The 20815-nt window shown below is 72.6% G+C and carries 22 protein-coding genes; 7 read left to right on the forward strand and 15 right to left on the reverse strand.

Going from position 1 to position 20815, the window contains the following annotated elements; genetic code table 11:
* Positions 1 to 82: 82 nt before the first annotated feature.
* The 3 genes from ABZS42_RS08125 to ABZS42_RS08135 all read right to left on the reverse strand — a co-directional run bounded on the left by ABZS42_RS08125 (position 83) and on the right by ABZS42_RS08135 (position 3991).
* Entirely contained in the window at positions 83 to 1750 is a 1668-nt protein-coding gene (locus tag ABZS42_RS08125; RefSeq protein ID WP_355143232.1) for a fumarate hydratase, read from the reverse strand.
* Between the two features lie 136 nt (positions 1751 to 1886).
* Positions 1887 to 3296, reverse strand: coding sequence for a PQQ-binding-like beta-propeller repeat protein (locus tag ABZS42_RS08130; RefSeq protein WP_355143366.1), 1410 nt, complete (start codon positions 3294 to 3296; stop codon positions 1887 to 1889).
* Between the two features lie 206 nt (positions 3297 to 3502).
* Positions 3503 to 3991, reverse strand: coding sequence for an Lrp/AsnC family transcriptional regulator (locus ABZS42_RS08135; protein WP_076467030.1), 489 nt, complete (start codon positions 3989 to 3991; stop codon positions 3503 to 3505).
* Positions 3992 to 4128: 137 nt separating this feature from the next.
* On the opposite strand from ABZS42_RS08135, the gene hppD reads away from it, so the two are divergent.
* The 5 genes from hppD (at position 4129) to ABZS42_RS08160 (ending at position 9434) form a co-directional block, all read left to right on the forward strand.
* Positions 4129 to 5337: a 4-hydroxyphenylpyruvate dioxygenase gene (gene hppD, locus ABZS42_RS08140; RefSeq protein WP_355143233.1), complete on the forward strand. Its 1209-nt coding sequence runs from the start codon at positions 4129 to 4131 to the stop codon at positions 5335 to 5337.
* Positions 5338 to 5542: 205 nt separating this feature from the next.
* Positions 5543 to 6616, forward strand: coding sequence for an RDD family protein (locus ABZS42_RS08145; protein WP_355143234.1), 1074 nt, complete (start codon positions 5543 to 5545; stop codon positions 6614 to 6616).
* Positions 6594 to 7706, forward strand: coding sequence for a histidinol-phosphate transaminase (gene hisC / locus ABZS42_RS08150; protein WP_355143235.1), 1113 nt, complete (start codon positions 6594 to 6596; stop codon positions 7704 to 7706). The genes ABZS42_RS08145 and hisC overlap by 23 nt, the downstream gene beginning before the upstream one ends.
* Positions 7707 to 7846: 140 nt before the next feature.
* A complete protein-coding gene (locus ABZS42_RS08155) occupies positions 7847 to 8401 on the forward strand; it encodes a hypothetical protein (protein WP_355143236.1) in 555 nt (184 codons plus the stop codon).
* Between the two features lie 19 nt (positions 8402 to 8420).
* Entirely contained in the window at positions 8421 to 9434 is a 1014-nt protein-coding gene (locus tag ABZS42_RS08160) for a hypothetical protein (RefSeq protein ID WP_355143237.1), read from the forward strand.
* A gap of 127 nt (positions 9435 to 9561) precedes the next feature.
* Here ABZS42_RS08160 and ABZS42_RS08165 read toward each other — a convergent pair whose 3' ends face one another.
* The 7 genes from ABZS42_RS08165 to ABZS42_RS08195 all read right to left on the reverse strand — a co-directional run bounded on the left by ABZS42_RS08165 (position 9562) and on the right by ABZS42_RS08195 (position 14844).
* On the reverse strand, positions 9562 to 9957 hold the full coding sequence (locus tag ABZS42_RS08165) for an LPXTG cell wall anchor domain-containing protein (RefSeq protein WP_355143238.1): 396 nt from the start codon (positions 9955 to 9957) through the stop codon (positions 9562 to 9564).
* A 95-nt stretch (positions 9958 to 10052) separates the two neighbouring features.
* The gene (locus ABZS42_RS08170) at positions 10053 to 10217 is read right to left on the reverse strand and encodes a hypothetical protein (RefSeq protein ID WP_355143239.1); all 165 of its coding nucleotides are present in this window, start codon (positions 10215 to 10217) and stop codon (positions 10053 to 10055) included.
* 59 nt (positions 10218 to 10276) lie between these two features.
* On the reverse strand, positions 10277 to 11530 hold the full coding sequence (locus ABZS42_RS08175) for a PQQ-binding-like beta-propeller repeat protein (RefSeq protein WP_355143240.1): 1254 nt from the start codon (positions 11528 to 11530) through the stop codon (positions 10277 to 10279).
* A 146-nt stretch (positions 11531 to 11676) separates the two neighbouring features.
* Positions 11677 to 12162: an SRPBCC family protein gene (locus ABZS42_RS08180; RefSeq protein WP_355143241.1), complete on the reverse strand. Its 486-nt coding sequence runs from the start codon at positions 12160 to 12162 to the stop codon at positions 11677 to 11679.
* A 158-nt stretch (positions 12163 to 12320) separates the two neighbouring features.
* The gene (locus ABZS42_RS08185; protein WP_355143242.1) at positions 12321 to 12530 is read right to left on the reverse strand and encodes a DUF397 domain-containing protein; all 210 of its coding nucleotides are present in this window, start codon (positions 12528 to 12530) and stop codon (positions 12321 to 12323) included.
* Between the two features lie 199 nt (positions 12531 to 12729).
* Entirely contained in the window at positions 12730 to 13929 is a 1200-nt protein-coding gene (gene fahA / locus ABZS42_RS08190) for a fumarylacetoacetase (protein ID WP_355143243.1), read from the reverse strand.
* A gap of 48 nt (positions 13930 to 13977) precedes the next feature.
* The gene (locus ABZS42_RS08195; protein ID WP_355143244.1) at positions 13978 to 14844 is read right to left on the reverse strand and encodes a hypothetical protein; all 867 of its coding nucleotides are present in this window, start codon (positions 14842 to 14844) and stop codon (positions 13978 to 13980) included.
* Positions 14845 to 14938: 94 nt separating this feature from the next.
* Between ABZS42_RS08195 and ABZS42_RS08200 the strand changes: the two genes are divergently transcribed.
* Positions 14939 to 16105 (forward strand): cupin domain-containing protein, encoded by a 1167-nt coding sequence (locus ABZS42_RS08200; RefSeq protein ID WP_355143245.1) that lies wholly within the window; start codon positions 14939 to 14941, stop codon positions 16103 to 16105.
* A gap of 133 nt (positions 16106 to 16238) precedes the next feature.
* Here ABZS42_RS08200 and ABZS42_RS08205 read toward each other — a convergent pair whose 3' ends face one another.
* Genes ABZS42_RS08205 through ABZS42_RS08220 form a run of 4 tightly spaced genes read right to left on the reverse strand, consistent with a single transcriptional unit; the run spans position 16239 to position 19011 of the window.
* Positions 16239 to 17264 carry a tetratricopeptide repeat protein gene (locus ABZS42_RS08205; RefSeq protein ID WP_355143246.1) on the reverse strand — a complete coding sequence of 342 codons (1026 nt, stop codon included), beginning with the start codon at positions 17262 to 17264 and terminating at the stop codon, positions 16239 to 16241.
* Between the two features lie 10 nt (positions 17265 to 17274).
* Complete coding sequence (gene ispF, locus ABZS42_RS08210; protein WP_355143367.1) at positions 17275 to 17760, reverse strand: 2-C-methyl-D-erythritol 2,4-cyclodiphosphate synthase; 486 nt, start codon at positions 17758 to 17760, stop codon at positions 17275 to 17277.
* A gap of 13 nt (positions 17761 to 17773) precedes the next feature.
* Positions 17774 to 18469: a 2-C-methyl-D-erythritol 4-phosphate cytidylyltransferase gene (ispD, locus tag ABZS42_RS08215; RefSeq protein ID WP_355143247.1), complete on the reverse strand. Its 696-nt coding sequence runs from the start codon at positions 18467 to 18469 to the stop codon at positions 17774 to 17776.
* A 56-nt stretch (positions 18470 to 18525) separates the two neighbouring features.
* Positions 18526 to 19011 (reverse strand): CarD family transcriptional regulator, encoded by a 486-nt coding sequence (locus ABZS42_RS08220; protein WP_076467066.1) that lies wholly within the window; start codon positions 19009 to 19011, stop codon positions 18526 to 18528.
* A gap of 331 nt (positions 19012 to 19342) precedes the next feature.
* Here ABZS42_RS08220 and ABZS42_RS08225 point away from each other — a divergent pair, with 331 nt between their 5' ends.
* Complete coding sequence (locus ABZS42_RS08225) at positions 19343 to 20023, forward strand: hypothetical protein (RefSeq protein ID WP_355143248.1); 681 nt, start codon at positions 19343 to 19345, stop codon at positions 20021 to 20023.
* A 29-nt stretch (positions 20024 to 20052) separates the two neighbouring features.
* Here the strand turns inward: ABZS42_RS08225 and ABZS42_RS08230 are convergent, their stop codons facing one another.
* Positions 20053 to 20796 (reverse strand): hypothetical protein, encoded by a 744-nt coding sequence (locus ABZS42_RS08230; RefSeq protein WP_355143249.1) that lies wholly within the window; start codon positions 20794 to 20796, stop codon positions 20053 to 20055.
* Positions 20797 to 20815: the final 19 nt, after the last annotated feature.

Consider the following 20815-nt stretch of genomic DNA (forward strand, 5'->3'; position numbering starts at 1 on the left):
GGCCCGGCCTGGACATCATCATCGGCGGTGACGGCAAGGACTTCACCAACGGCGGTCTCAACGCCAACCAGCGTGGGTACGGTCAGCGGCGGCCGATGGTCAGCACCGGCTTGGTGACCTCGGCGAAGAAGTCGTTGCCCTTGTCGTCGACCACGATGAAGGCCGGGAAGTCCTCCACCTCGATCTTCCAGACCGCCTCCATGCCCAGCTCCGGGTACTCGAGCACCTCGACGTGCTTGATGCAGTCCTGAGCGAGCCGGGCGGCCGGGCCACCGATCGAGCCGAGGTAGAAGCCGCCGTACTGCTGGCACGCGTTGGTGACCTGGGCCGACCTGTTGCCCTTGGCCAGCATGACCTGCGAGCCGCCGGCCGCCTGGAACTTCTCCACGTACGCGTCCATCCGGCCCGCGGTGGTCGGACCGAACGATCCGGAGGCGTAGCCCTCGGGGGTCTTGGCCGGGCCGGCGTAGTAGACGGCGTGGTCGCGCAGGTACTGCGGCATCGGCTCGCCCGCGTCCAGCCGCTCGGCGATCTTGGCGTGGGCGATGTCGCGGGCCACCACCAGCGGACCGGTCAGTGAGAGCCGGGTCTTCACCGGGTACTTGGACAGCTCCGCCCGGATCTCGTCCATCGGCCGGTTCAGGTCGACGCGGACCACCTCGGAGGTGTCCAGCTGCGCGTCGGTGACCTCCGGCAGGTAGCGGGCGGGGTCGGTCTCGAGTCGTTCCAGCCACACACCCGACGGGGTGATCTTCGCGACGGCCTGCCGGTCCGCCGAGCAGGAGACGGCGATGGCCACCGGGCAGGACGCACCGTGCCGGGGCAGCCGGACGACCCGTACGTCGTGGCAGAAGTAGCGACCGCCGAACTGCGCGCCGATGCCGAAGTTGCGGGTCAGCTCCAGCACCTCGGCTTCCAGCTCCAGGTCCCGGAAGCCGTGCGCGGTCATCGAGCCGGAGGTGGGCAGGGCGTCCAGGTACTTGGCGCTGGCGTACTTGGCCGTCTTCAGCGCGTACTCGGCGGAGGTGCCGCCGATGACGATGGCCAGGTGGTACGGCGGGCAGGCGGAGGTGCCGATGAGGCGCAGCTTCTCCTCCAGGAACTGCATCATCCGCGTCGGGTTCAGCAGCGCCTTGGTCTCCTGGTAGAGGTACGACTTGTTGGCCGACCCGCCACCCTTGGCCATGAAGAGGAACTTGTACGCGTCCGGATGCCCGTCCGGGTCCTCGGCGTAGATCTCCACCTGCGCCGGCAGGTTGCTGCCGGTGTTTCGCTCCTCCCACATGGTCAGCGGGGCGAGCTGCGAGTAGCGCAGGTTCAGCCGGGTGTACGCCTGCCAGACGCCCCGGGAGATCGCCTCGGCGTCGCCGCCGTCGGTCAGCACGTGCCGGCCGCGCTTGCCCATCACGATCGCGGTGCCGGTGTCCTGGCACATCGGCAGCACACCGCCGGCGGCGATGTTGGCGTTGCGCAGCAGGTCGAGGGCGACGAACCGGTCGTTCGGCGACGCGGCCGGGTCGTCGATGATCGACCGCAGCTGGGCCAGGTGCGCGGGACGTAGGAAGTGCGCGATGTCGTGCATGGCCTCGGCGGTCAGCGCGGTGAGCGCGGCCGGCTCCACGGTGAGGAACCGGCGACCGCCCGGGCCGTGCACGACGTCGACGCCCTCGTCGGTGACCAGGCGGTATTCCGTCTGGTCGGGGCCGGTCGGCAGCAGGGGGGCGTACGAGAAGGCGGCGGCACTGCTCATGAGCGGAAAGCCTAGGGCAGACCGGTCGATCATTCCCACCCGCCGGGCCCCCCTGGGACGCCGCTCTCACCGAACCTGTGAGCCGGGCAAATCGAGCGGCCGGTCCCGGCGGTGTCGTTGGGAGCCGACGCCGAGGTCAGCCGCTGGTCCCGTCGGGGCAAAGCTCACGTTTCGGCCCGCAGTCGGCGTCGTCGCCGCGATCGCCGGGGGGCGGAGCGCTGCCGGCCGGGCCGGGCGCACCGTCGCCGTCCGACGGATCGGGCTCGCCGCCCGCCGTCGATCCGAACCGGACGTACCCGATCTCCCGCCCCTCACCGATCACCATGCCGGCCGGGCCTACCGCGAGCGCGTTCGCCGAGGTCCGCAGCACGGCCAACTCCCGTCCGGTACGCGGATCCAGGGCGATCAGCCGGGACGGCTTCTCGTCGACGATCACCGCGGCGTGCGGGGTGAGTGTCGCGCCGGCCTTGCCGCCCGCCGGGCGGGTCCAGAGCGTGCGCTCGGCGCCCAGCCCACGGGCGAGGATCGACCGCTGGTCGGCCGCGCGGACCAGCGCGTACCGGTCGTCGACGGCGAGCAGCTTCTCGCGGTCCGCGCCGACCCAGAGCAGCCGGCCGTCGTACCCGTCGAGCACCGCCTCCCGGGCATCCGGGCTGACTCCGATGAGCACGTTGCGTGCGCCCTGCGGATCCTCCCGCTGCACGCAGCCGGCCTTGTCGGCGGTACGCAGGTTGATCCCGGCCCGACGCCAGGTCTCCCGGCCGGTGGCGGGGTCGACGCCGGAGATGGCGAAGTAACAGTTGTCGTCCTGGGAGCGCGCGGAGATGCGCAGCAGCCGCCCGCCGACCACGGAGAGGCGCTCCTCCCGGCCCGGCTCGACGTTCTGCAGCACGGAGCCGGTCGCGGTGTCCACGACGTGCACCCGGCCGTCGACGGGGAAGCCGAGCAGCGGCGGCACCGGCTCCGGTCCCGCTATCTCCTCGTCGAGCCGCTGCGCGGTCAGCCGCCGGGTGCCACGCAGTCCGGGGTTGTCCGCGAAGAGCCCGCTGCCCACGCCGGGCAGGAACGCGGTCCACAGTGGTTTGGTGCCGCGCGGGTCCCAGGCGCTCAGCGTGCAGTCGGTCGGCTGGGCGCAGCGCGCGTCGAGCAGCAGGTTGCGGTACGTCCAGACGGCCACCGCGTCGTCGTCCCGCCGGCGGGTCACCCCGGTGGTCGGGTCGAGCACCTCGTACCCCTTGACCAGCAGCTTGCCCACGACGACGACCGTGTCGCGGTCGGCGCCGGCGACCGCCGCCCAGTCGGCCTTGCGCTCCCAGAGCTGGCCGCCGGTGGCGAGAGCACGCGCCTCGACGCGGGTGCGCTGCTCGACGACCACCGTGTCGCCGGCGATGGTCACGCTCTTCGGTGTGCCACCGATCCGCTGCTGCCAGACCACGTCCGGCTCGGCGATCGGCTCGCTCCGGTCGACCCAGTCCCAGACCCTGGGGAACGGGTTCCAGACTCCGGTCGCGGAGAGGGCGACGACGGCGATCAGCGCGAGCAGCAGAACCGCTCGTACGCTCCGACCCCTCCCCTTCGCCACACGCACACGTTAGCCACGATCACGTAGCTCCCATACGCCCGCACCGCCGTGTCGCCGCGCTTTCTACCGCCGAAGGTGTTAACGGGGTCGCCCGTCCGCCCACTGTCGACCCCCGCCGGGGAGCGGCCCGGCGGCGGCCGGGCCACCGAGGTGTCGGGCAGTGGCCCTGCTCAGCTGCGGGCGGCGGAGCGGACCAGTGGCAGCGTGCGGTACGGAATCTGCTCGGCCAGCGCGATGATCGTCGAGGCGCGGGTGATCCCCTCGGAGGACACGATCTGGTCGATCACCCGCTGGAGGTCGGTGTTCGATCTGGCCACGATCCGGCAGAGCAGGTCACTGGAGCCGGTGATGGTGTGCGCCTCCAGCACCTCGGGGATGCCGGCGAGGTGGGCGGTGACCGGGTCGTGCCCGTGCCGCTGGCTGATCTCCAAGGTCACGAAGCTGGTCACACCGAACCCGATGGCGGCCGGCGAGATCTCGGGGCCGAGGCCGGCGATGACACCCCGGCCGATGAGCTTGTCGAGGCGCGCCTGGACGGTCCCCCGGGCCACACCGAGCCGCCGCGAGCACTCCAGCACACCGATCCGAGGCTCCTGGGCAAGCAGTTCGATCAACCGGGCGTCCAGGTCGTCGAGCTGGACATCTTGACCAGTGTTCATAGAGTTTCACCTTACTCGATGCACAACCTGATCAGCGATTCGGCGAACTATTGCCCAATCGCGGGCGGCACCGCAATCCTCAGCTCAAACCACTCACGGCGGCCCACGAGGCCGGCCGGTACGCAAGGGAGGCCACCATGACCCAGGCGATCGACCGACCCCAGTCCGGCGACGACACGGTCGACGTCGACCGGCTCATCGGCGCCGTCGACCACGACATCACCCGCGACCCCTTCCCGGTCAAGGGCCTCGACCACGTGCACTTCCTGGTCGGCAACGCCAAGCAGGCGGCGCACTACTACTCCACCGCGTTCGGCATGACCTGTGTGGCGTACCGCGGCCCGGAGCAGGGCTACCGGGACCACGCCCAGTACGTCCTGACCAGCGGCTCGGCTCGCTTCGTGCTGACCGGCGTCGTCCGCCCGGACGCCGAGGGCGCCGAGCACGTCGCCAAGCACAGCGACGGCATCAGCGACATCGCCCTCGAGGTGCCGGACGTCGACACCGCGTACGCGCACGCCACCGCCCAGGGTGCGACCGGCCTCGTCGAGCCGCACGACGTGAGCGACGAGCACGGCACCGTCCGGATGGCGGCCATCGCCACGTACGGCGACACCCGGCACACCCTGGTCGACCGGTCCCGGTACACCGGGCCGTTCCTGCCGGGCTTCGTGGCCCGCGGCCCGATCGTGGACCGGCAGCCGATGATCGCCGCCGGCATTCAGCCGAAGCGCTTCTTCCAGGCGGTCGACCACGTGGTCGGCAACGTCGAGCTCGGCCGGATGGACGAGTGGGTGGAGTTCTACAAGCGCGTCATGGGCTTCACCAACATGGCGGAGTTCATCGGCGACGACATCGCCACCGACTACTCGGCGCTGATGAGCAAAGTGGTCGCCAGCGGCACCCGCAAGGTGAAGTTCCCGCTCAACGAGCCGGCGATCGCCCGCAAGAAGTCGCAGATCGACGAGTACCTGGAGTTCTACCAGGGCCCCGGCGCCCAGCACATCGCCGTCGCCACGAACGACATCCTGGCCAGCGTCGACGCGATGCGGGCCGCCGGCGTCGAGTTCCTGGAAACCCCGGACTCGTACTACGACGACCCGGAGCTGCGCGCCCGCATCGGTGAGGTGCGCGCGCCGATCGAGGAGCTGAAGGCCCGCAAGATCCTGGTCGACCGGGACGAGGACGGCTACCTGCTCCAGATCTTCACCAAGCCGGTCCAGGACCGCCCGACCGTCTTCTTCGAGCTGATCGAGCGGCACGGCTCGCTCGGCTTCGGCAAGGGCAACTTCAAGGCCCTGTTCGAGGCCATCGAGCGTGAGCAGGAAGCACGCGGCAACCTGTAACACTTGCCAACGTGACGCAACCCCCGTCGTACCCGACGCCGCCGGCCGGTGGGCCCACGCCCACCGGCGGCGGCTTCACGCCGCCCGCCGGTCCCGCCCGCCAGCCGCATCGCGACCACCCGGGCGCCGTCCCGCCCCCACCGCCGAGTCCGGCCCTGTGCCGCCACGACGGGTTCGGCGGGACGGTCGTCGTTAAGGTGGCTGCGTGAGCGTGCAACCCGGCTGGTACATCGACCCCGCCGATCCCGAGACCCGACGGTACTGGGACGGCGAGGGCTGGATCGGTGCGCCCATCCCCGTCGACGCCACGCCGCCGGAGGGTCCGCCCCCGGTAGAGGCCCCGCCGGAGCCGCCGGAGCCGGTCGCGCCCGGCCCGGCGCCAGTGACCCCGGCCTCCGCGCCACCGGCCGCGGGCTGGCCCGGCCACCCCGGCCCTCCACCGGGGTACGGCCCTGCGGGCACGCCACCCGGTCACGGCCCCCAGGGCCCCGGCTACGGCCCGCCCGGGACGCCACCCGGCTACGGCCCGCAGGGCGGCCCACCCGGCTACGGACCCGAGGGCACGCCCGGTTACGGGCCGGCCCAGGGCACGCCCGGTCACCTGCCTCCGGGCACCCCGCCCGGCTGGGTTCCCCCGGGCTGGGCCGGGCGGATGCCCGAGCCTCGACCGCACGGGCTGCCGCTGGCCGGCTTCGGCCGCCGGCTGGCCGCCCGGCTCATCGACTTCGCCATCGTCCTGGCGCTCAACGTCGTGGTGAACGGCTGGTTCGTCTGGCGGTTCCTGGAGGAGATGGAACCGTACTGGCGTGAGGTCCTCCGGCGGGCGATGGAGGGCAACACGTCCCGCGAGGGGCTGCCCCAGATCGGTGAGCAGGCCGGGGGCCTCCAGTTGGCCATCGTGGCGATCGCCGCCGCGCTCTGGCTCGCGTACGAGGTGCCCGCGACGGCCTCGTCCGGCCAGACGATCGGCAAGCGAGCGATGCGGATCAGGGCGGTCCCACTCACCGCCTACGAGCCCCTCGGCTTCGGCCGGGCGTTGGCCAGGTGGAACACCTACGGCGGCGTGCCCACCCTGCTCTGGTGCTGCTTCGGCCTGGGCGTGCTGATCCAGCTCGTCGACGCGCTCTCCCCCCTCTTCGATCACCCCCTGCGACAGGCGCTGCACGACAAGCGGGCCCAGACCGTCGTCGTCCAGCTGCCGCAGTCGGACCCGAACCGCCCCCTGCACGACCGTTCCGACCCCCAGGAGACACCCCATGACCCAAACCGGAAGAGCTGAGCCGGCGGTACGACTGACCCGCGCCGACCTGGACTCGCTGCCCAGCTACGTACCGGGTCGCAACCCGGCCGACCTGGCTCGGGACCTCGGGCTGCCCGAGGCGATCAAGCTGGCCAGCAACGAGGTTCCGTACGGCCCGCTGCCCGGTGTGGTCGAGGCGGTCACCGAGGCCGCCGCCGGGGCGCACCGGTACCCGGACATGGGCGTGATCGCGCTCCGCGACGCGCTCGCCGAGCGGTACGGCGTGGACGCCGACCGGATCGCGACCGGCTGCGGGTCGGTCGCGCTCGCGGAGCACCTGGCCCGTGCCACCAGCCTGCCCGGCGACGAGGTGCTCTACTCGTGGCGTTCGTTCGAGGCGTACCCGATCATCGCGGCGACCAGCGGCGCGACCAGCATCCGGGTACCCAACGACGCCCACCACGCGCACGACCTGACCGCCATGGCGGCGGCGGTGACCGACCGGACGCGGCTGATCCTGGTCTGCACCCCGAACAACCCGACCGGCACCGCGATCCGCAAGCCGGAGCTGGACCGCTTCCTCGACGCCGTGCCGGACGACGTGCTCGTGGTGATCGACGAGGCGTACCGCGAGTTCGTCACCGACCCGGAGGTGCCGGACGGGCTGACCTACCTGGACCGGCCGAACGTGGCGGTGCTGCGCACCCTCTCCAAGGCGTGGGGGCTGGCCGGGCTCCGGGTCGGTTTCCTGGTCGCCCAGCCGGAGGTGGCGGCGGCGGTCCGCAAGGTGGTCACCCCGTTCTCCACCAGCGCGGTGGCCCAGGCAGCCGCGCTCGCCGCGCTCGCGCAGGCCGACGAGGTCGAGCGCCGCTGCGCCCTGGTCGTCGCCGAGCGGGACCGGGTGACCGAGGCGCTGCGCAAGTTCGTGCCCGACGTCCCCACCAGCCAGGCGAACTTCGTGTGGCTGCCGCTGGGCGACCGGGCGGTGGCGTTCGGCGAGGAGTGCGAGTCGCGCGGCGTGATCGTCCGGCCGTTCCCCGGCGACGGGGTGCGCGTCACCATCGGCACCCCGGCCGAGAACGATGCCTTCCTGGCCGCCGCCGAGGCGGCCCTAGCCTGCCTAGCCTGACACAAAGCGCGAATCACTACCATTTGCGCCTTTAGTCCGTTTTAGTCCTATTTCTGCCCTATGTTCCAAGTAGCCGGCCTGCCGCGCCCCGAGTGGCGTCCGAACCGCGCCGGCCCACTTCGAGAACGGGGTAAGAACCAGTGCGTACTGCCAAGATCTGGACCACCGCCGCGGCCACCGCCGCGGCGGTGGGCCTCCTCGCCACGCCGGCCGCCGCCGCGCCCACCGACACCACGGACAGCACGTTCGAGGTGCTCGTCGGCACCCTCGACGTCGTCACGCCGGCCACCGCCGACCTGGGTACCGGCAACACGGGCGGCACCATCACCGGCGCCCTCGGCACCGTGACCGTCGACGACTCCCGGGGCGCCGCCGACGCCTCGTGGACCGCCTCGGTCACGGCCACCGTCTTCCAGACCGGCGGCGGCAGCCCGGAGGAGACGGTGCTGCCGTCGGAGATCGACTACTGGTCGGGACCGGCGACGGCGACGACCGGCACCGGCACCTTCACACCTGGCCAGGCCGCCGCCGGCGACGCGCAGCCCCTGGACAGCGTCACACCGGTGACGGCGTTCAGCCACGCGGGCGGCACCGGCGGGAACACCGCCGGGTGGAACCCCACCCTGGTGGTCAACGTTCCGCTGGACAGCGTCGCGGGCGAGTACACCGGGACGGTGACTCATTCGGTGGCGTAGCCGCCGGCTGCGGTCGGCCGTGGCGACCACGGTCGTCCTGTTCGGTCTCGCCGGCCCGGGTCTGCCGACTCGGGCCGGCGCGGCCGAGCCGGACGAGGGCAGCATCGGGATCCGGCTGCTGGAGGCACCGACGAACCGGCGCGACGACCCGCGCGCCCTGCGCTACATCGTTGATCACCTTCGGCCGGGCACCACCATCAAGCGGCAGCTACTGATCGTCAACCGCAGCGCCCAGCGTCACGCGGTCGAGCTCTACCCGGCGGCGGCGAGCGTGGACGACACGAAGTTCGTCTTCGCCGGAGGGCGGGCGGCCAACGAGCTGACCTCCTGGATCACCATCGATCGGGACGCCATCGAGTTGGAACCGTGGGAGGAGACCCGGGTCCGGGCGACGATCGCCGTGCCGGCCGACGCGCCCGCCGGCGAGCGGTACGGGGTGCTCTGGGCGTCCGCCGCCTCCTCGCCGTCCCCCTCCGGCGGCCAGGTGACCCAGGTTCACCGGGTCGGCGTGCGGGTCTACCTCGATGTCGGCGAGGGCGGCGAGCCGGTCTCCGACTTCACCATCGGGGAGATGCGCCCGGCCCGCAGTTCGCAGGGCGAGCCGTCGGTCACGGTCCGGGTCGCCAACACCGGCGGACGCGCGGTGGATCTGACCGGGACGGTCATGCTGAGCGACGGACCGGCCGGCAGCCGTGTCGGCCCGTTCCCGGTGTCGGAGGGCACCACCCTGGCGGCGGGTGCCACCGGCCAGGTCAGCGCGCGGTTTCCGGCCGAACTGCCGAACGGCCCCTGGAAGATCGAGGTCAACCTGAAGAGCGGCCGGGTGGAACGGAGCGCGACCGGCCGGATCCAGTTCCCCGACCCCGGCGGCGAGGGTGTACGGGCGACGCTCTACTCCCGGATGCTCACCGGGTGGGGGGCCGTCGCCGCCGTGGCGGGCCTACTGTTCCTGGCCGGACTCGCCGTGCTGGCACGCCGCTTCCGGCGGACACCGACGCGCGTGCCCTGCGAGCGGATCTCCGCGAACCGCTGAGATCGACTGCCGGCACAAGCCCGGCCGGCTCGACGTCGTCACCCGCTTCCGCCGACCGGGGGCGCGCGGTTCGCCCGTCCCGCCGGAGGGCCGACGCCGGCTCGGAGCCGGACGGTGTCGGCCGGGGTCAGCTCGGTCGCCGGTGGCGAACCGCCAGCCAGCCGAGGAGGAGCAGGACGGCTCCGAGGCCGGCGAGCAGCGGGACGGACCCACCTCCGCCGGTGACCGGCAGCTGGCCGCCGTGGGTCGGCTGCGGGGTCGGCGGAGCCGGCTGCGGCGTGGATGGGGTCGGCTGCGGGGAGGCGGGTCGCACCTCGAAGGTGACCCGACCGTTCCTCGGGGGCTCCGTCGGGGCGGCACCTCCGGCCACCGGTGGCTGCACTCGAGCGACCGCCGACGCGGCAGCCGGGTCGAACGCCGGCGTCACCACCAGCATGAGGCCCGCCGCACCGGCGAGCGCCACGCCGACGAGTCGCTCGGCTGCCGTCCTACACATCCGCACGATCCCTTCCCGCAGGAACATGAACCGTCCGTAATGTAACTTTTTCTGAACTAGATGGCGGTTTATTCGGTTTCACTCATCCCGACGCGCCCGAGCGGGGACGCGTCGGGCCCGGCTCACTCCCGGGCGACGCTGCCGGCACCCGACGCCGCTGGCAGGGCGCTGTCGGCGCCGGACGCCGCTGGGGCCACCGGAGGCGTACGGAGAGCCGGAGCGGCGTCCGCCGGCGCGGGGCTTATCAGGATGATGATCACGCCCACCAGGGCTGCCACGAGTCGCACAAGAGTGACTATAAGTAACGTATGTCCGATTTGTCGAGCATGCGAGGCGGCGTTTCGGCTCAGGTCGCGGCAAGCACCAGCGGCTCGGAGGTGAGGAAGTACGCCTGGTCGTCCGCATCCGGATCGACCGGCTGCCGCAGGCGCTCCACGACCACGTAGCCGTGCGCCGCGTACACCGCACCCGGCACGTAGCCGGTCCCGTCCTGCCCGACGGTGAGCGTAAACCGGGACCGCTCGGCGCCGGTCGCGGGATCGAGCGTGATCAGCTCCCGGGCATCGGTCAGCACGTGCACCCGGCCCGGCTGCACGGCGATCACCCGTCCCGGTCCCAGGTCGGGGCGGCGCCACAACTCGGTCCCGTTCCGGGCGGAGCGGCCGACCAGCACACCGTCGACCGTCCCGACCACCTGCTCACCCGCGAGCTGGCTGTCGAGCCCGTCCAGCGCCGGTGCGGCGACCGGTGCCCCGGCCCCGACCAGCCACGCCCGCCCCGCCGCGTCACCCGGGCCGGCCATGCGCAGAGCGGAGCAGCCGGACGTCGCGATGCGGCAGCCGACCGGGGTCACGACCAGTTCGCCGGCCACGCCGGGCGGCCGCCAGCGACTCGTCACCTCGCCGGTGGCCGCGTCCCGGAACTCGACGGCGGCCTCCCCCGCGCACCCGTCCACGCTGACCAACTGCCCGGTCGGCGTGGTACCGACGTCGCTCCGGCACTGCGTCCCGAGCTCCGACCGCCATAGCTCGCGCCCACCGGCCAGGTCGACGCCGCGCGCCTCGCCGTCACCGGTCGCCACCAGCACGTCCCGACCGTCGGCCGTGCGGGTGAGGTAGAGCCCGGCGGGATCCCACACGATCGCCGACCCGGTGCGCCGCACGCCCGACCTGTGCTGCGGCACGGGCCCGTCGGCCCGCCAGGCCACCCGCCCGTCCCGCGCGTCCAACGCCACCAGTCGCCCGTCCGACCACCGGCTGACCACGGTGGTCCCGCTCGCCACCACGCCGACCAGTTCGGCCGGCCAGCGGCGGTACGACCAGAACGGGGTGGTGCGGTGCTCGCCGTCGACCGGGGTGTCCGCGTACACCTGGCGGTGGCCCGCGTACACGCGAAGGCGGCCGTCCACGATCAAGGGAGCAACGGGCAGCCGCCCGATCACTCCCACCGGAGGTTGCGCCGGTGCCGGGTAGTCCGAATGGGCGACCGTGCTGACCTCGGCAGGGGCGAGCACCCGGTAGACCGTCACCGTTACCGCGGCGGCGACGAGCAGCGTTGCGACCGCCCGCACGACACCCCGCCGGCCGTTCCGGAACCCCATGCGCACCTCCGCCCGGCACAGTACTAGGGCGGGTTCCGTGCGGCTCGCCGGAGCGGAGCCGAGGCCCCGGCGGCGGTCCGGCGCAGCCGGACACGGTGTCCCCGGACGTGCCTCGGCGGCACACGCCGGATCCGGAGCGTTGAGATTCAGGCGGCCCGGACCGCGCCGGAACGCCCCGCGACCGCGGCGGTGGCCAGGTCGGCGAGGTCCGTCCGCAGCGCGTGTTCCATCGCGCGCGCCGCCAGCGCGCCGAGGAACAGTGCGGCCACCCGACCGTACGGGTCGACCGGCATCGCCTCCAGCGTGACGCTAACCAGCGTGCGGCCGTGGTGCCGGCGTCCCGCCCTGCGCAGCTCCCAGGTGATCCGGTAGTCGACGCCGACTCCGGACGAGACGAGGACGAGGCGCCGAGGGGGGACCGCCTCCACGACGCAGAACTCCTCGACGAGGAGACCGCCGTCCGGCTGGGAGCGGGGCTCGCGCCATGAGGTACCCGGCCCGAACGGCCCGGGGGTGAGCAGCTCGACCGGGCCGGCGAGGTGTCGCCGGACCCGGCCGGGCAGGTCGGTCAGGAGGCGCCAGACATCGACGGCATGCGCCTCGATACGCCCGGTAACCGTCACTGTCGACATGCCACCTCCCGTGGCGTCGACGGTACGCGGCGTGAGCGCGGTACGGGGGTCTCCGGGCGCAATTCCCGCCGGAGACCCCGAAAAGGTACGTCTGCCGCCGGTACCGGGTCCGCCCGCACGGACCGGAACCTGGGCGACCTGGTCCGCGAGGCCGGCGGTCAGCTGTCGAACTGCCCTGCGCGGATCGCGCCGACGAAGGCCGCCCAGCCGGGCGGGCTGACCGCGAGCGTGGGACCGGTCTGGTCCTTCGAGTCGCGTACCGCGACCACCCCGAGGACGTCGACCAGGTTGTCCGCCACCTCCACACAGAGCCCCTGGTCGTTGGAGCGGCTGCTGGTACGCCAGACGGCACCCGTCAGATCGTGCATCGTGAACTACCTCCCGCTGCGTCGGGACGCCCCGTCCGCGACCGGCGGGACCAGTCGCGGGCCCGTCCGGCGCGACGGGGCGTCGGAATCCGGAGCGATCAACGCGGAAGGTTGTCGGCCCGGTCGCACCGACTGTGCGATCGGCTGATCACGGTTGGGACGACCTGTCGTGCGCCGCTGACCGGCATGTCCGGCCTGGTCAGCGGGGCGGCAGGATGGTGCCGGTGACCTCGCCCAGGGCGATGGTGGTGCCGTCCGGGCCGGGCGCGGTCGCGGTGATCGTGACCGTGTCCCCGTCCTGCAGGAAGGTCCGCAGTTCGTCCCCGCCGAGCTGCACCGGCTCGGCACCGCCCCAGGTCAGCTCCAGGAACGAGCCGACCTGGCCGCGTTCCGGACCCGAGACGGTGCCGGACGCGTAGAGATCACCGGTACGCAGCGACGCTCCGTTGACGGTCAGGTGCGCCAACTGCTGGGCGGGCGTCCAGTACATGGTGGCGAAGGGCGGTTCGCTGACCCGCTCGCCGTTCCACTCGACGACGATCCGCAGGTCCAGCCCGCGGTGCGGCACGTCGCGCAGGTAGTCGACGACCGGTGGTTCCTGCTCGGGCGCGGGCACGAACGCGTCGGTGAGGGCGTCCAGCGGTGTCACCCACGCCGAGACGGACGTGGCGAAGGACTTGCCCAGGAACGGACCGAGCGGCTGGTACTCCCAGGCCTGGATGTCCCGGGCGGACCAGTCGTTGACGAGCACCACGCCGAAGACGTGGTCGGTGAAGTCGTCGACGGAGACCCGGGCGCCGAGCGGACTGGGTACGCCGACCACGAAGCCGACCTCGGCCTCGATGTCCAGCCGGGCGGAGGGACCGTACGTGGGTCCGTCCGCGCCCGGCCGCTGACCCGACGGACGGATCACCGGGGTCCCCGAGACGACCACCGTGCCGGCCCGGCCGTGGTAGCCGATCGGCAGGTGCTTCCAGTTCGGCAGCAGCGGCGGCTGGCCCGGCCGGAAGATCTGCCCCACATTGCCCGCGTGGTGCTCCGAGGAGTAGAAGTCGACGTAGTCGGCCACCTCGAACGGCAGCAGCAGGCGCACCTCGGCCAGCGGCACCAGCAGCGGCTCGACCACGGGCCGGTGCGCCGCCTCGCTGAGCAGCTCGGTGACCCGCTGTCGCACCGCCGTCCACTGCGGACGCCCGAGCGCCATGAAGTCGTTGAGGGTGCTTCGGCCCAGCGCGCCGGCCGCCAGCACCAGGCCGGCCACCTCGGCACCGGCCAGGTCGAGCACGAAGTCCCCGATGCGTACGCCGATCCGCGGCTCCCGCCCGTCGTGCACGAACACCCCGTACGGCAGGTTCGTCACCCCGTACGCCGAGCCTTGCGCACCCGTCACCCAGGTCATACGTCCTCGCCCCCGTTCCCGTCGGTCCCGTTCATCGCCACCGGCCCGTCACGTCCTCGGCCCGTCCAGCAGGCCCAGGCGGTCCAGGTCCGCCAACGGCTCGCCGATGCTGCACGAGCCGTAGCCCACCCAGAGCGGACGCGGCCCGCCCAGCCGGCCCTCGACCGCCTCCAGGAGCGGACGCGGATCGGTGACCGTGAGCAGCTCGGCGACCTCCGCCAGACCCGCGCCCTGCGCGGCGGCCAGCGTGGCGGCCAGCACGTTCACGAAGCCGTGGTGGACGAGGCCGGTCTCCGGCTCCAGGTGGCGGACCGCGTTGTGCAGCCCGGCGGTCAACTTGAACGGCAGGGCCCGGTCCCGGCAGCCGCAGATCACCGCGGCCAGCTCTATCGGAGTCGGGAAGAGTTCGGCGGCCAGCCCGCCGGTGCGGAACTTCGCCGCGATCGGCAGCCCCTCGGCCCGGATCGCGGCGAGCCGGTCCAGCGCCCCCATGAGCCCGAACGTCAACGGAATCTCGGCGTAGACGGCTTCGACCCCCGCGAGCTTGTCGACCACGCGCAGCAGGGCGGCGATTCCGGGCAGGGGGTCCTCGCCCCGTTTCGCCACCGCCACCTCCACCTGGCGGGCTGTCACGCCATCGGGTGGCAGGAAGGACAGCGCGAACGGCAGGCCCTCGACCCCGGTGTCACCGATGACCCCGACGACGAAGCCCTCGGCCGGGTCGACGAGACCGGTCAGTTCGCCCGCGGTGACGGTCGAGGCGGGCACCAGCAGTGGGCCGACCAGGTCGGCGTACCAGGCGGCGCGATGGCGTCGATGTGCGACGACGGCGTCCGGGAGCGCGGCGCTGCCGGGCGGGAAGACGGCCGCGTCGTCCACCAGGCCGTCGAGGAGCGCGGGCACCTGCGTTGACACGGAACAAGAATCTACGGGACGCTACGAGGAACGGACAACAGCGTCCGATTATCGGACGTCCCTAGCCGGTCAACGGGACACACCGGGAGGCGAGATGCCCTACTACCGCAGCGTCGGCGAGGTGCCGCGCAAGCGCCACACCCAGTTCCGCCAGCCCGACGGCAGCCTCTACGCCGAGGAGCTGATGGGGCAGGAAGGCTTCTCCTCCGACTCGTCCCTGCTCTACCACCGGCACGCCCCGACCGCGATCGTGGCCGCCGAGGAGTTCACCCCGCCGGCCTTCACCCGGTCGCCGAACCTGCCGCTCAAGCCACGGCACCTGCGCACGCACAAGCTCGACGGCACCGGCGCCGACCCGGTGCTCGGACGGCAGTACCTGCTCGCCAACGACGACGTACGCATCGCGTACGTGCTGGCCGACCGTCCCTCCCCGCTGTTCCGGGACGCCATCGGCGACCACTGCCTCTACGTCGAGGCGGGCGACATGCGGGTCGAGTCGACGTTCGGGACGCTCGACGTGACCGCCGGCGACTACGTCATCATCCCCACCTCCACGATCCACCGGCTCGTGCCCACCGGCGACCAGCCGGTACGGCTGCTCACCATCGAGGCGTCCGGTCACATCGGCCCACCCAAGCGCTACCTCACCGTCCGCGGGCAGTTCCTGGAGCACTCGCCGTACTGCGAGCGCGACGTCCGCGGGCCGGACGCGCCACTGCTGGTCGACGGCGAGGACGTCGAGGTCCTGATTCGCCACCGTCGTGGTTGGACCCGCCACACCTACGCCCACCACCCGTTCGACGTGGTCGGCTGGGACGGGCACATGTACCCGTGGGCGTTCTCCATCCACGACTTCGAACCGATCACCGGGCGGATCCACCAGCCGCCACCCGTGCACCAGACCTTCCAGGGCCCGAACTTCGTCGTCTGCTCGTTCGTGCCACGCAAGGTCGACTACCACCCGGACGCGATCCCGGTGCCGTACAACCACCACAACGTCGACTCCGACGAGATGCTCTTCTACACCGGCGGCAACTACGAGGCCCGGCGCGGCTCCGGCATCGAGCAGGGCTCGATCTCGCTGCACCCGTCCGGCTTCACCCACGGCCCGCAGCCCGGCGCCGCCGAGCGGGCGATCGGCGTCGACTTCTTCGACGAGCTGGCAGTCATGGTCGACACGTTCCGCCCCCTCGACCTCTGCGACGCCGCCACCGCCTGCGAGGACCCGGGCTACGCCTGGACCTGGGCGCGTCGGGCCTGATCGTCCCTGGGTTTCGCCGGAGCCCGCCCCGCTCCGGGCGGTCAGGCTTGATCCCTCCGCGGGTCGGGCTCCGGCGAACCCCGACCGGGTCGAGCCAGGCCGCGCTAGCAGATCTTCCAAACGTCGCGGGTGGTCAGGCTGGGGTTCGGGTGGCTGGTACGACCTCGGCGATCGCGGCCACGGCGATGGCGAGCACCAGCGGCCACGGGGTGCCGACGACGGCGTAGAGCAGGATCAGCACCGGCGAGGCGAACGCCGCGTAGACGGCGAGGGCGAGGGCACGGTCGGAGCGGAGCAGCCCCGGCAGGACGGTCCGCGCCAGGCCTGGCATCCGGGCGGCGAAGCGCCAGATGACCAACGCCCCACCGAGCGCGGCGAACGCCGCCGCGACACGGGACAGCCCTCCGCTGCCGGGCGCGAGGCAGGCGACCAGCACCGCCGTGATCATCGACCAGCCCGCGCCGTAGAGCACCAGCTGCCGCAGGCCGGCGGAGATCGTACGACCCGAGTCGATCTGCCCCGGGTTCATCGCGGCGGCCTCGGCCAGATGCTCCAGCGCCTCACTCCAGCGCCGCTGCTCCAGCCGGATCACGCCGATGTCGTGCCGCGCCTCGGCAAGCTGCGGGTCCAGGCGCAGCGCCTCCCGGTAGGCCCGCTCAGCGAGGTCGTAGAGCCGCATGTTCGCGGCCACCAGACCGAGCACCAGGTGCGACTCGGGCTCCTCGGGCGTCAGCTCCACCGCCCGCCAGGCCGCGTTCAGCGCCGTCTGCCCATTGCGGGAACCGGCCAGGATCGCGGCGCCGCCGCGCTGGGCGTACGCGTCGTCCGGGCCGCTCGCCAGGATCTCGTCGGCGGACCGGGCCGCCTCCGCGTACCGCTGCAGGTCGGCGAGCGCCATCCCCCGGGCCAGCAGCGGCGCCACGGTGCCCGGGGCGGCGGCGATCGCCGTGTCGGCGGCCGTGAGCGCCTCGGCGGGCCGGCCGGCGGCCAGATGCAGCCGGGCGAGCAGGGTGAGTCCCACCGGGTTCGCCGGCTCGATCGCCACCGCGTACGAGACCTCGGCGACGGCCTCGTCGTAGCGGCCCAGCTCGGCGAGGAGCTTCGCCCGCTGGAGATAGCCGTCGGTGGCGGACTGATCGGACGCGGCGTCGCTGGACATCGCGGCGAGCCTAGGCGGCCGGGGCCTCGTACACCAGAGCCACCGCGATTCCGGCGAGCCCCTCGCCGCGTCCGGTGAAGCCGAGCCCGTCGGTCGTCGCGGCGGAGACGGTGACCGGCGCGCCGACGGCGGCGGAGAGCACCCGTTCGGCCTCCGCCCGGCGCGGCCCGATCTTCGGTCGGTTCCCGACCACCTGGACCGAGACGTTGCCGATCGTCAGCCCCTCGGCGCGGACCCGACGGGCCGACTCGGTGAGCAGCGCCACGCCCGACGCCCCGGCCCACTCCGGCTGGTCCACGCCGAAGTTCGCGCCCAGGTCACCGAGGCCGGCCGCGGAGAGCAGGGCGTTGCAGGCCGCGTGGGCCGCGACGTCCGCGTCGGAGTGACCGGCCAACCCGTCCTGGCCGGGCCAGTGCAGGCCGGCCACCCAGCACGGCCGGCCGGCGGAGAAGGCGTGCACGTCGGTGCCGATGGCCACCCGGGGAACGATCATGATCAGAGGGTACGCGTCAAGCACCGCTGGTCAGCAGATGCTCGGCCAGCGCCAGGTCGAACGGGCGAGTGATCTTGAGGGCGTACTCCGAACCGGGCACGCAGGAGACCGGTACGCCCTGTTTCTCCACCAGGCCGGCGTCGTCGGTGAGCGCGTCACCGGCCGCGGCGTGCGCTGCGGTGAGCACCGACCGGCGGAAGCCCTGCGGGGTCTGCACCGCGCGCAGGGCGGAACGGTCGACGGTGCCGAGCACGACCTCCCCGGCGCCGACCTCCTTGATCGTGTCGACGACCGGCAACACCGGGATGACCGCCGGCCGCCCCGCGCGAACCGCCGCGGCGACCGCCTCGACCAGGTCCGGTGGGGTGAGCGCCCTGGCCGCGTCGTGCACGAGGACGATCTCCGGACCAGGGGGCACCGCCGCGAGGGCGGCGGCCACGGATTCCTGCCGCTCCGCGCCGCCGGGCACGACGCTCACCGGGGCCACCGGAGCGAGCAGCTCACGGACCGCCTCGACCTCGGCCACGGGCGCCGCGACGACGATGGTGTGCACGCTGCGGGCCGCGGCGAGCCGGCGCACCGCGTGCACCAGAAGTGGTTCCCCCGCGAGCAGGCGCAGCGCCTTGGGCCGACCGGGGCCGAGCCGCACGCCGGCACCCGCCGCAGGGACGAGGACCGCGACGTCACCGCGCGGATTGAGCTGCGCGGTCACGTCGCGGTCCTCGGTGGTTTCTTCGCTACGAACTGGGTACGACGATGCTGTGCGGACTAGGCCTCGGCCAGCACCTTGTCGAGGAGCGTCTCCGCCTCGTCCTTGGTGCTCTTCTCGGCCAGCGCGACCTCGCCGACGAGAATGTCCCGGGCCTTGGCGAGCATGCGCTTCTCACCCGCGGAAAGACCCCGCTCCCGCTCCCGACGCCACAGGTCACGAACAACCTCGGCGACCTTCAGCGGGTTGCCGGAGGCGAGCTTCTCCAGGTTGGCCTTGTAACGCCGCGACCAGTTGGTCGGCTCCTCGGTGTGCGGGGCACGGAGCACGTCGAAGACCTTGCCCAGGCCCTCTTCGCCGACCACCTCGCGCACACCCACGATCTCGGCGTTCTCGGCGGGAACCCGGACCGTGAGGTCACCCTGCGCGACCCTCAGGACGAGATACTGCTTCTCCTCGCCCTTGATGACCCGAGTCTCGATTGCCTCGATGAGTGCGGCCCCGTGGTGGGGGTAAACAACGGTCTCGCCGACACTGAAAACCATAGGTTCGAAACCCCTTTCGCTGTGTCTAGGGTAACACGCTCAGGCACCGATGTCTCACCGCTGTCCTGATCGTTGGCGCAGCTCAGGGGCCCTGTGAGAGGTATTTCTTCGACTTGACAGGCAGTCAAATCGATGGTTTGAACACGCTCCGTAGTCTCCGGATGACACCCCGGGACGAGTGAACGGAACGTCGAGATCAAGGGCTATGCGCTTCGTTCATGATATCCCGCCGGCCGCTTCTGCGCCCAGGTGTAGCGGGAGCTGCCCTCGGTACGCGAGGCTGGAAGGCGAGCCAATGTCGGCTCCAAGAGACGGTTCCAGGGGGACGGCGATGAATACGCCGGGCACAGAGGGGAACGGGCTGCCGGACCTGCCGCCGGAGTGGGGTCGGGTGGTCGTACCCGACGACGCCTCGGCGCTGGCGCAGGAGGCCGCCCAGGTCCGACGCGAGCTGCGCGAACGCGCCCGCCTGGCCACCAGGAAGCGCCTAACAGCGCTCCGGATGCCCCTCGTGTGGCTGGTGGTCGCGGTGCTCATCACACTCGCCGGCCTGGCCGCCGTCACCCGGCCCGGTCCGACCCCCGCCCCCGCGACCAGCCCGGCGGCGCCACCCGCCGCGCTCACCGGGCGGCCGCTGCCCGCTCTGGACCTGGTCGACGCGGGGCAGGATCCGGTGCCGCTGCGCGGCCTGCTGCCCGCGATGATCATCCTGGTCGACGGTTGCGCGTGCCCCGAACGAGTGAGCGAGGCGGCCGCCGCCGCGCCGCCCCAGGTGAACCTGGTGGCCGTCAGCGGAGGGCGGTCGGTCCCCAGCGCTCCACCAGCCGGCGGGACCGGCGTACGTACACTCGCCGACCCCGCCGGCGGTCTGCGCTCCTTCCTGCACCTGTCGCCCCGTCCGGACGCTGCGGTGGCCGTGCTCGTCGACCGGTCCGGCGTGGTGGTCCGGGTGCTGCCGGAGCTCGGCCCGGCCGAGGCGTACCGCGCCGACCTCGATCGCCTCGCCGCCTGAGCCACGGCGATCAGCGGCACCACCGGGTGTCAGTCGACCGCGGCGAGCTGCATCTGCACCCGGACCGGCTCGGCGCCCAGGGGCCCGACCTCGACGCGCAGCGGTCCACCGACAGCGATCAGCAGGCTCCTTCGAACCTGGCCGTCGCAGATCGGCCGGAGATCGACGCTCTGGCTGCCCTTGATCGTGACGATCAGCCCACTCGACCCGGTGCACAGGTACTCGAACAGGTACGGGTCGTCCGGCCGGCCGTTCACCTGTCGGATCAAGCTCCGTTCCGGCGCGATGAGGGTGCGCTCACGCCAGAGCGTGTTCGGGTACCGCGACAGCTCGCCACTCCCCCACTGTCCGCTCGGGCCGGGACGGGGCTGGACCTCTCCAGTGCCCCAGCCCTGGTCGAGCGGGTACGCCGCGCCGGTCTCCGGGTCGATGCGGAAGGCAGAGCCGTCCTCCTCCACCCGGAAGACGTACCTGCTGCCGGGATCGACGCGGACGGCGACACCGGTGGCGGGATCCACCACGGCCACCTGGCGGGCGCCGGACCTCGGAGGAACGAGCGGAACACCCAGCGCCAGCGGAGCGGCCAGACCGGCCACCGGAGGAGCCACGCCGGGCGCCCGGGCGGCCAACCCGGGTAACGACACGGCCAGGCCGAGACTTCTCTCGTCCACCGGGGCGTTGGCCCGCCACCACGAGCCGCCCGCGACCAGGGCGAGCACGGTCAAGCCGACCAACACCCCACCGCGCAGCCGGTCCCGCGCCCGCACGTCCACCAACCGAGGGTAAGCCGGA

The organism is Micromonospora sp. NPDC005367, assembly GCF_040606825.1.
GTDB lineage: Bacteria > Actinomycetota > Actinomycetes > Mycobacteriales > Micromonosporaceae > Micromonospora.

Coding starts and splice junctions, on each gene's coding strand:
- ABZS42_RS08125 (WP_355143232.1), bottom strand. CDS start 1,750: ATGAGCAGTGCCGCCGCCTTCTCGTACGCCCCCCTGCTGCCGACCGGC.
- ABZS42_RS08135 (WP_076467030.1), bottom strand. CDS start 3,991: ATGAACACTGGTCAAGATGTCCAGCTCGACGACCTGGACGCCCGGTTG.
- hppD (WP_355143233.1), top strand. CDS start 4,129: ATGACCCAGGCGATCGACCGACCCCAGTCCGGCGACGACACGGTCGAC.
- hisC (WP_355143235.1), top strand. CDS start 6,594: ATGACCCAAACCGGAAGAGCTGAGCCGGCGGTACGACTGACCCGCGCC.
- ABZS42_RS08165 (WP_355143238.1), bottom strand. CDS start 9,957: ATGTTCCTGCGGGAAGGGATCGTGCGGATGTGTAGGACGGCAGCCGAG.
- ABZS42_RS08175 (WP_355143240.1), bottom strand. CDS start 11,530: ATGGGGTTCCGGAACGGCCGGCGGGGTGTCGTGCGGGCGGTCGCAACG.
- ABZS42_RS08180 (WP_355143241.1), bottom strand. CDS start 12,162: ATGTCGACAGTGACGGTTACCGGGCGTATCGAGGCGCATGCCGTCGAT.
- ABZS42_RS08185 (WP_355143242.1), bottom strand. CDS start 12,530: ATGCACGATCTGACGGGTGCCGTCTGGCGTACCAGCAGCCGCTCCAAC.
- fahA (WP_355143243.1), bottom strand. CDS start 13,929: ATGACCTGGGTGACGGGTGCGCAAGGCTCGGCGTACGGGGTGACGAAC.
- ABZS42_RS08200 (WP_355143245.1), top strand. CDS start 14,939: ATGCCCTACTACCGCAGCGTCGGCGAGGTGCCGCGCAAGCGCCACACC.
- ABZS42_RS08205 (WP_355143246.1), bottom strand. CDS start 17,264: ATGTCCAGCGACGCCGCGTCCGATCAGTCCGCCACCGACGGCTATCTC.
- ABZS42_RS08220 (WP_076467066.1), bottom strand. CDS start 19,011: ATGGTTTTCAGTGTCGGCGAGACCGTTGTTTACCCCCACCACGGGGCC.
- ABZS42_RS08225 (WP_355143248.1), top strand. CDS start 19,343: ATGAATACGCCGGGCACAGAGGGGAACGGGCTGCCGGACCTGCCGCCG.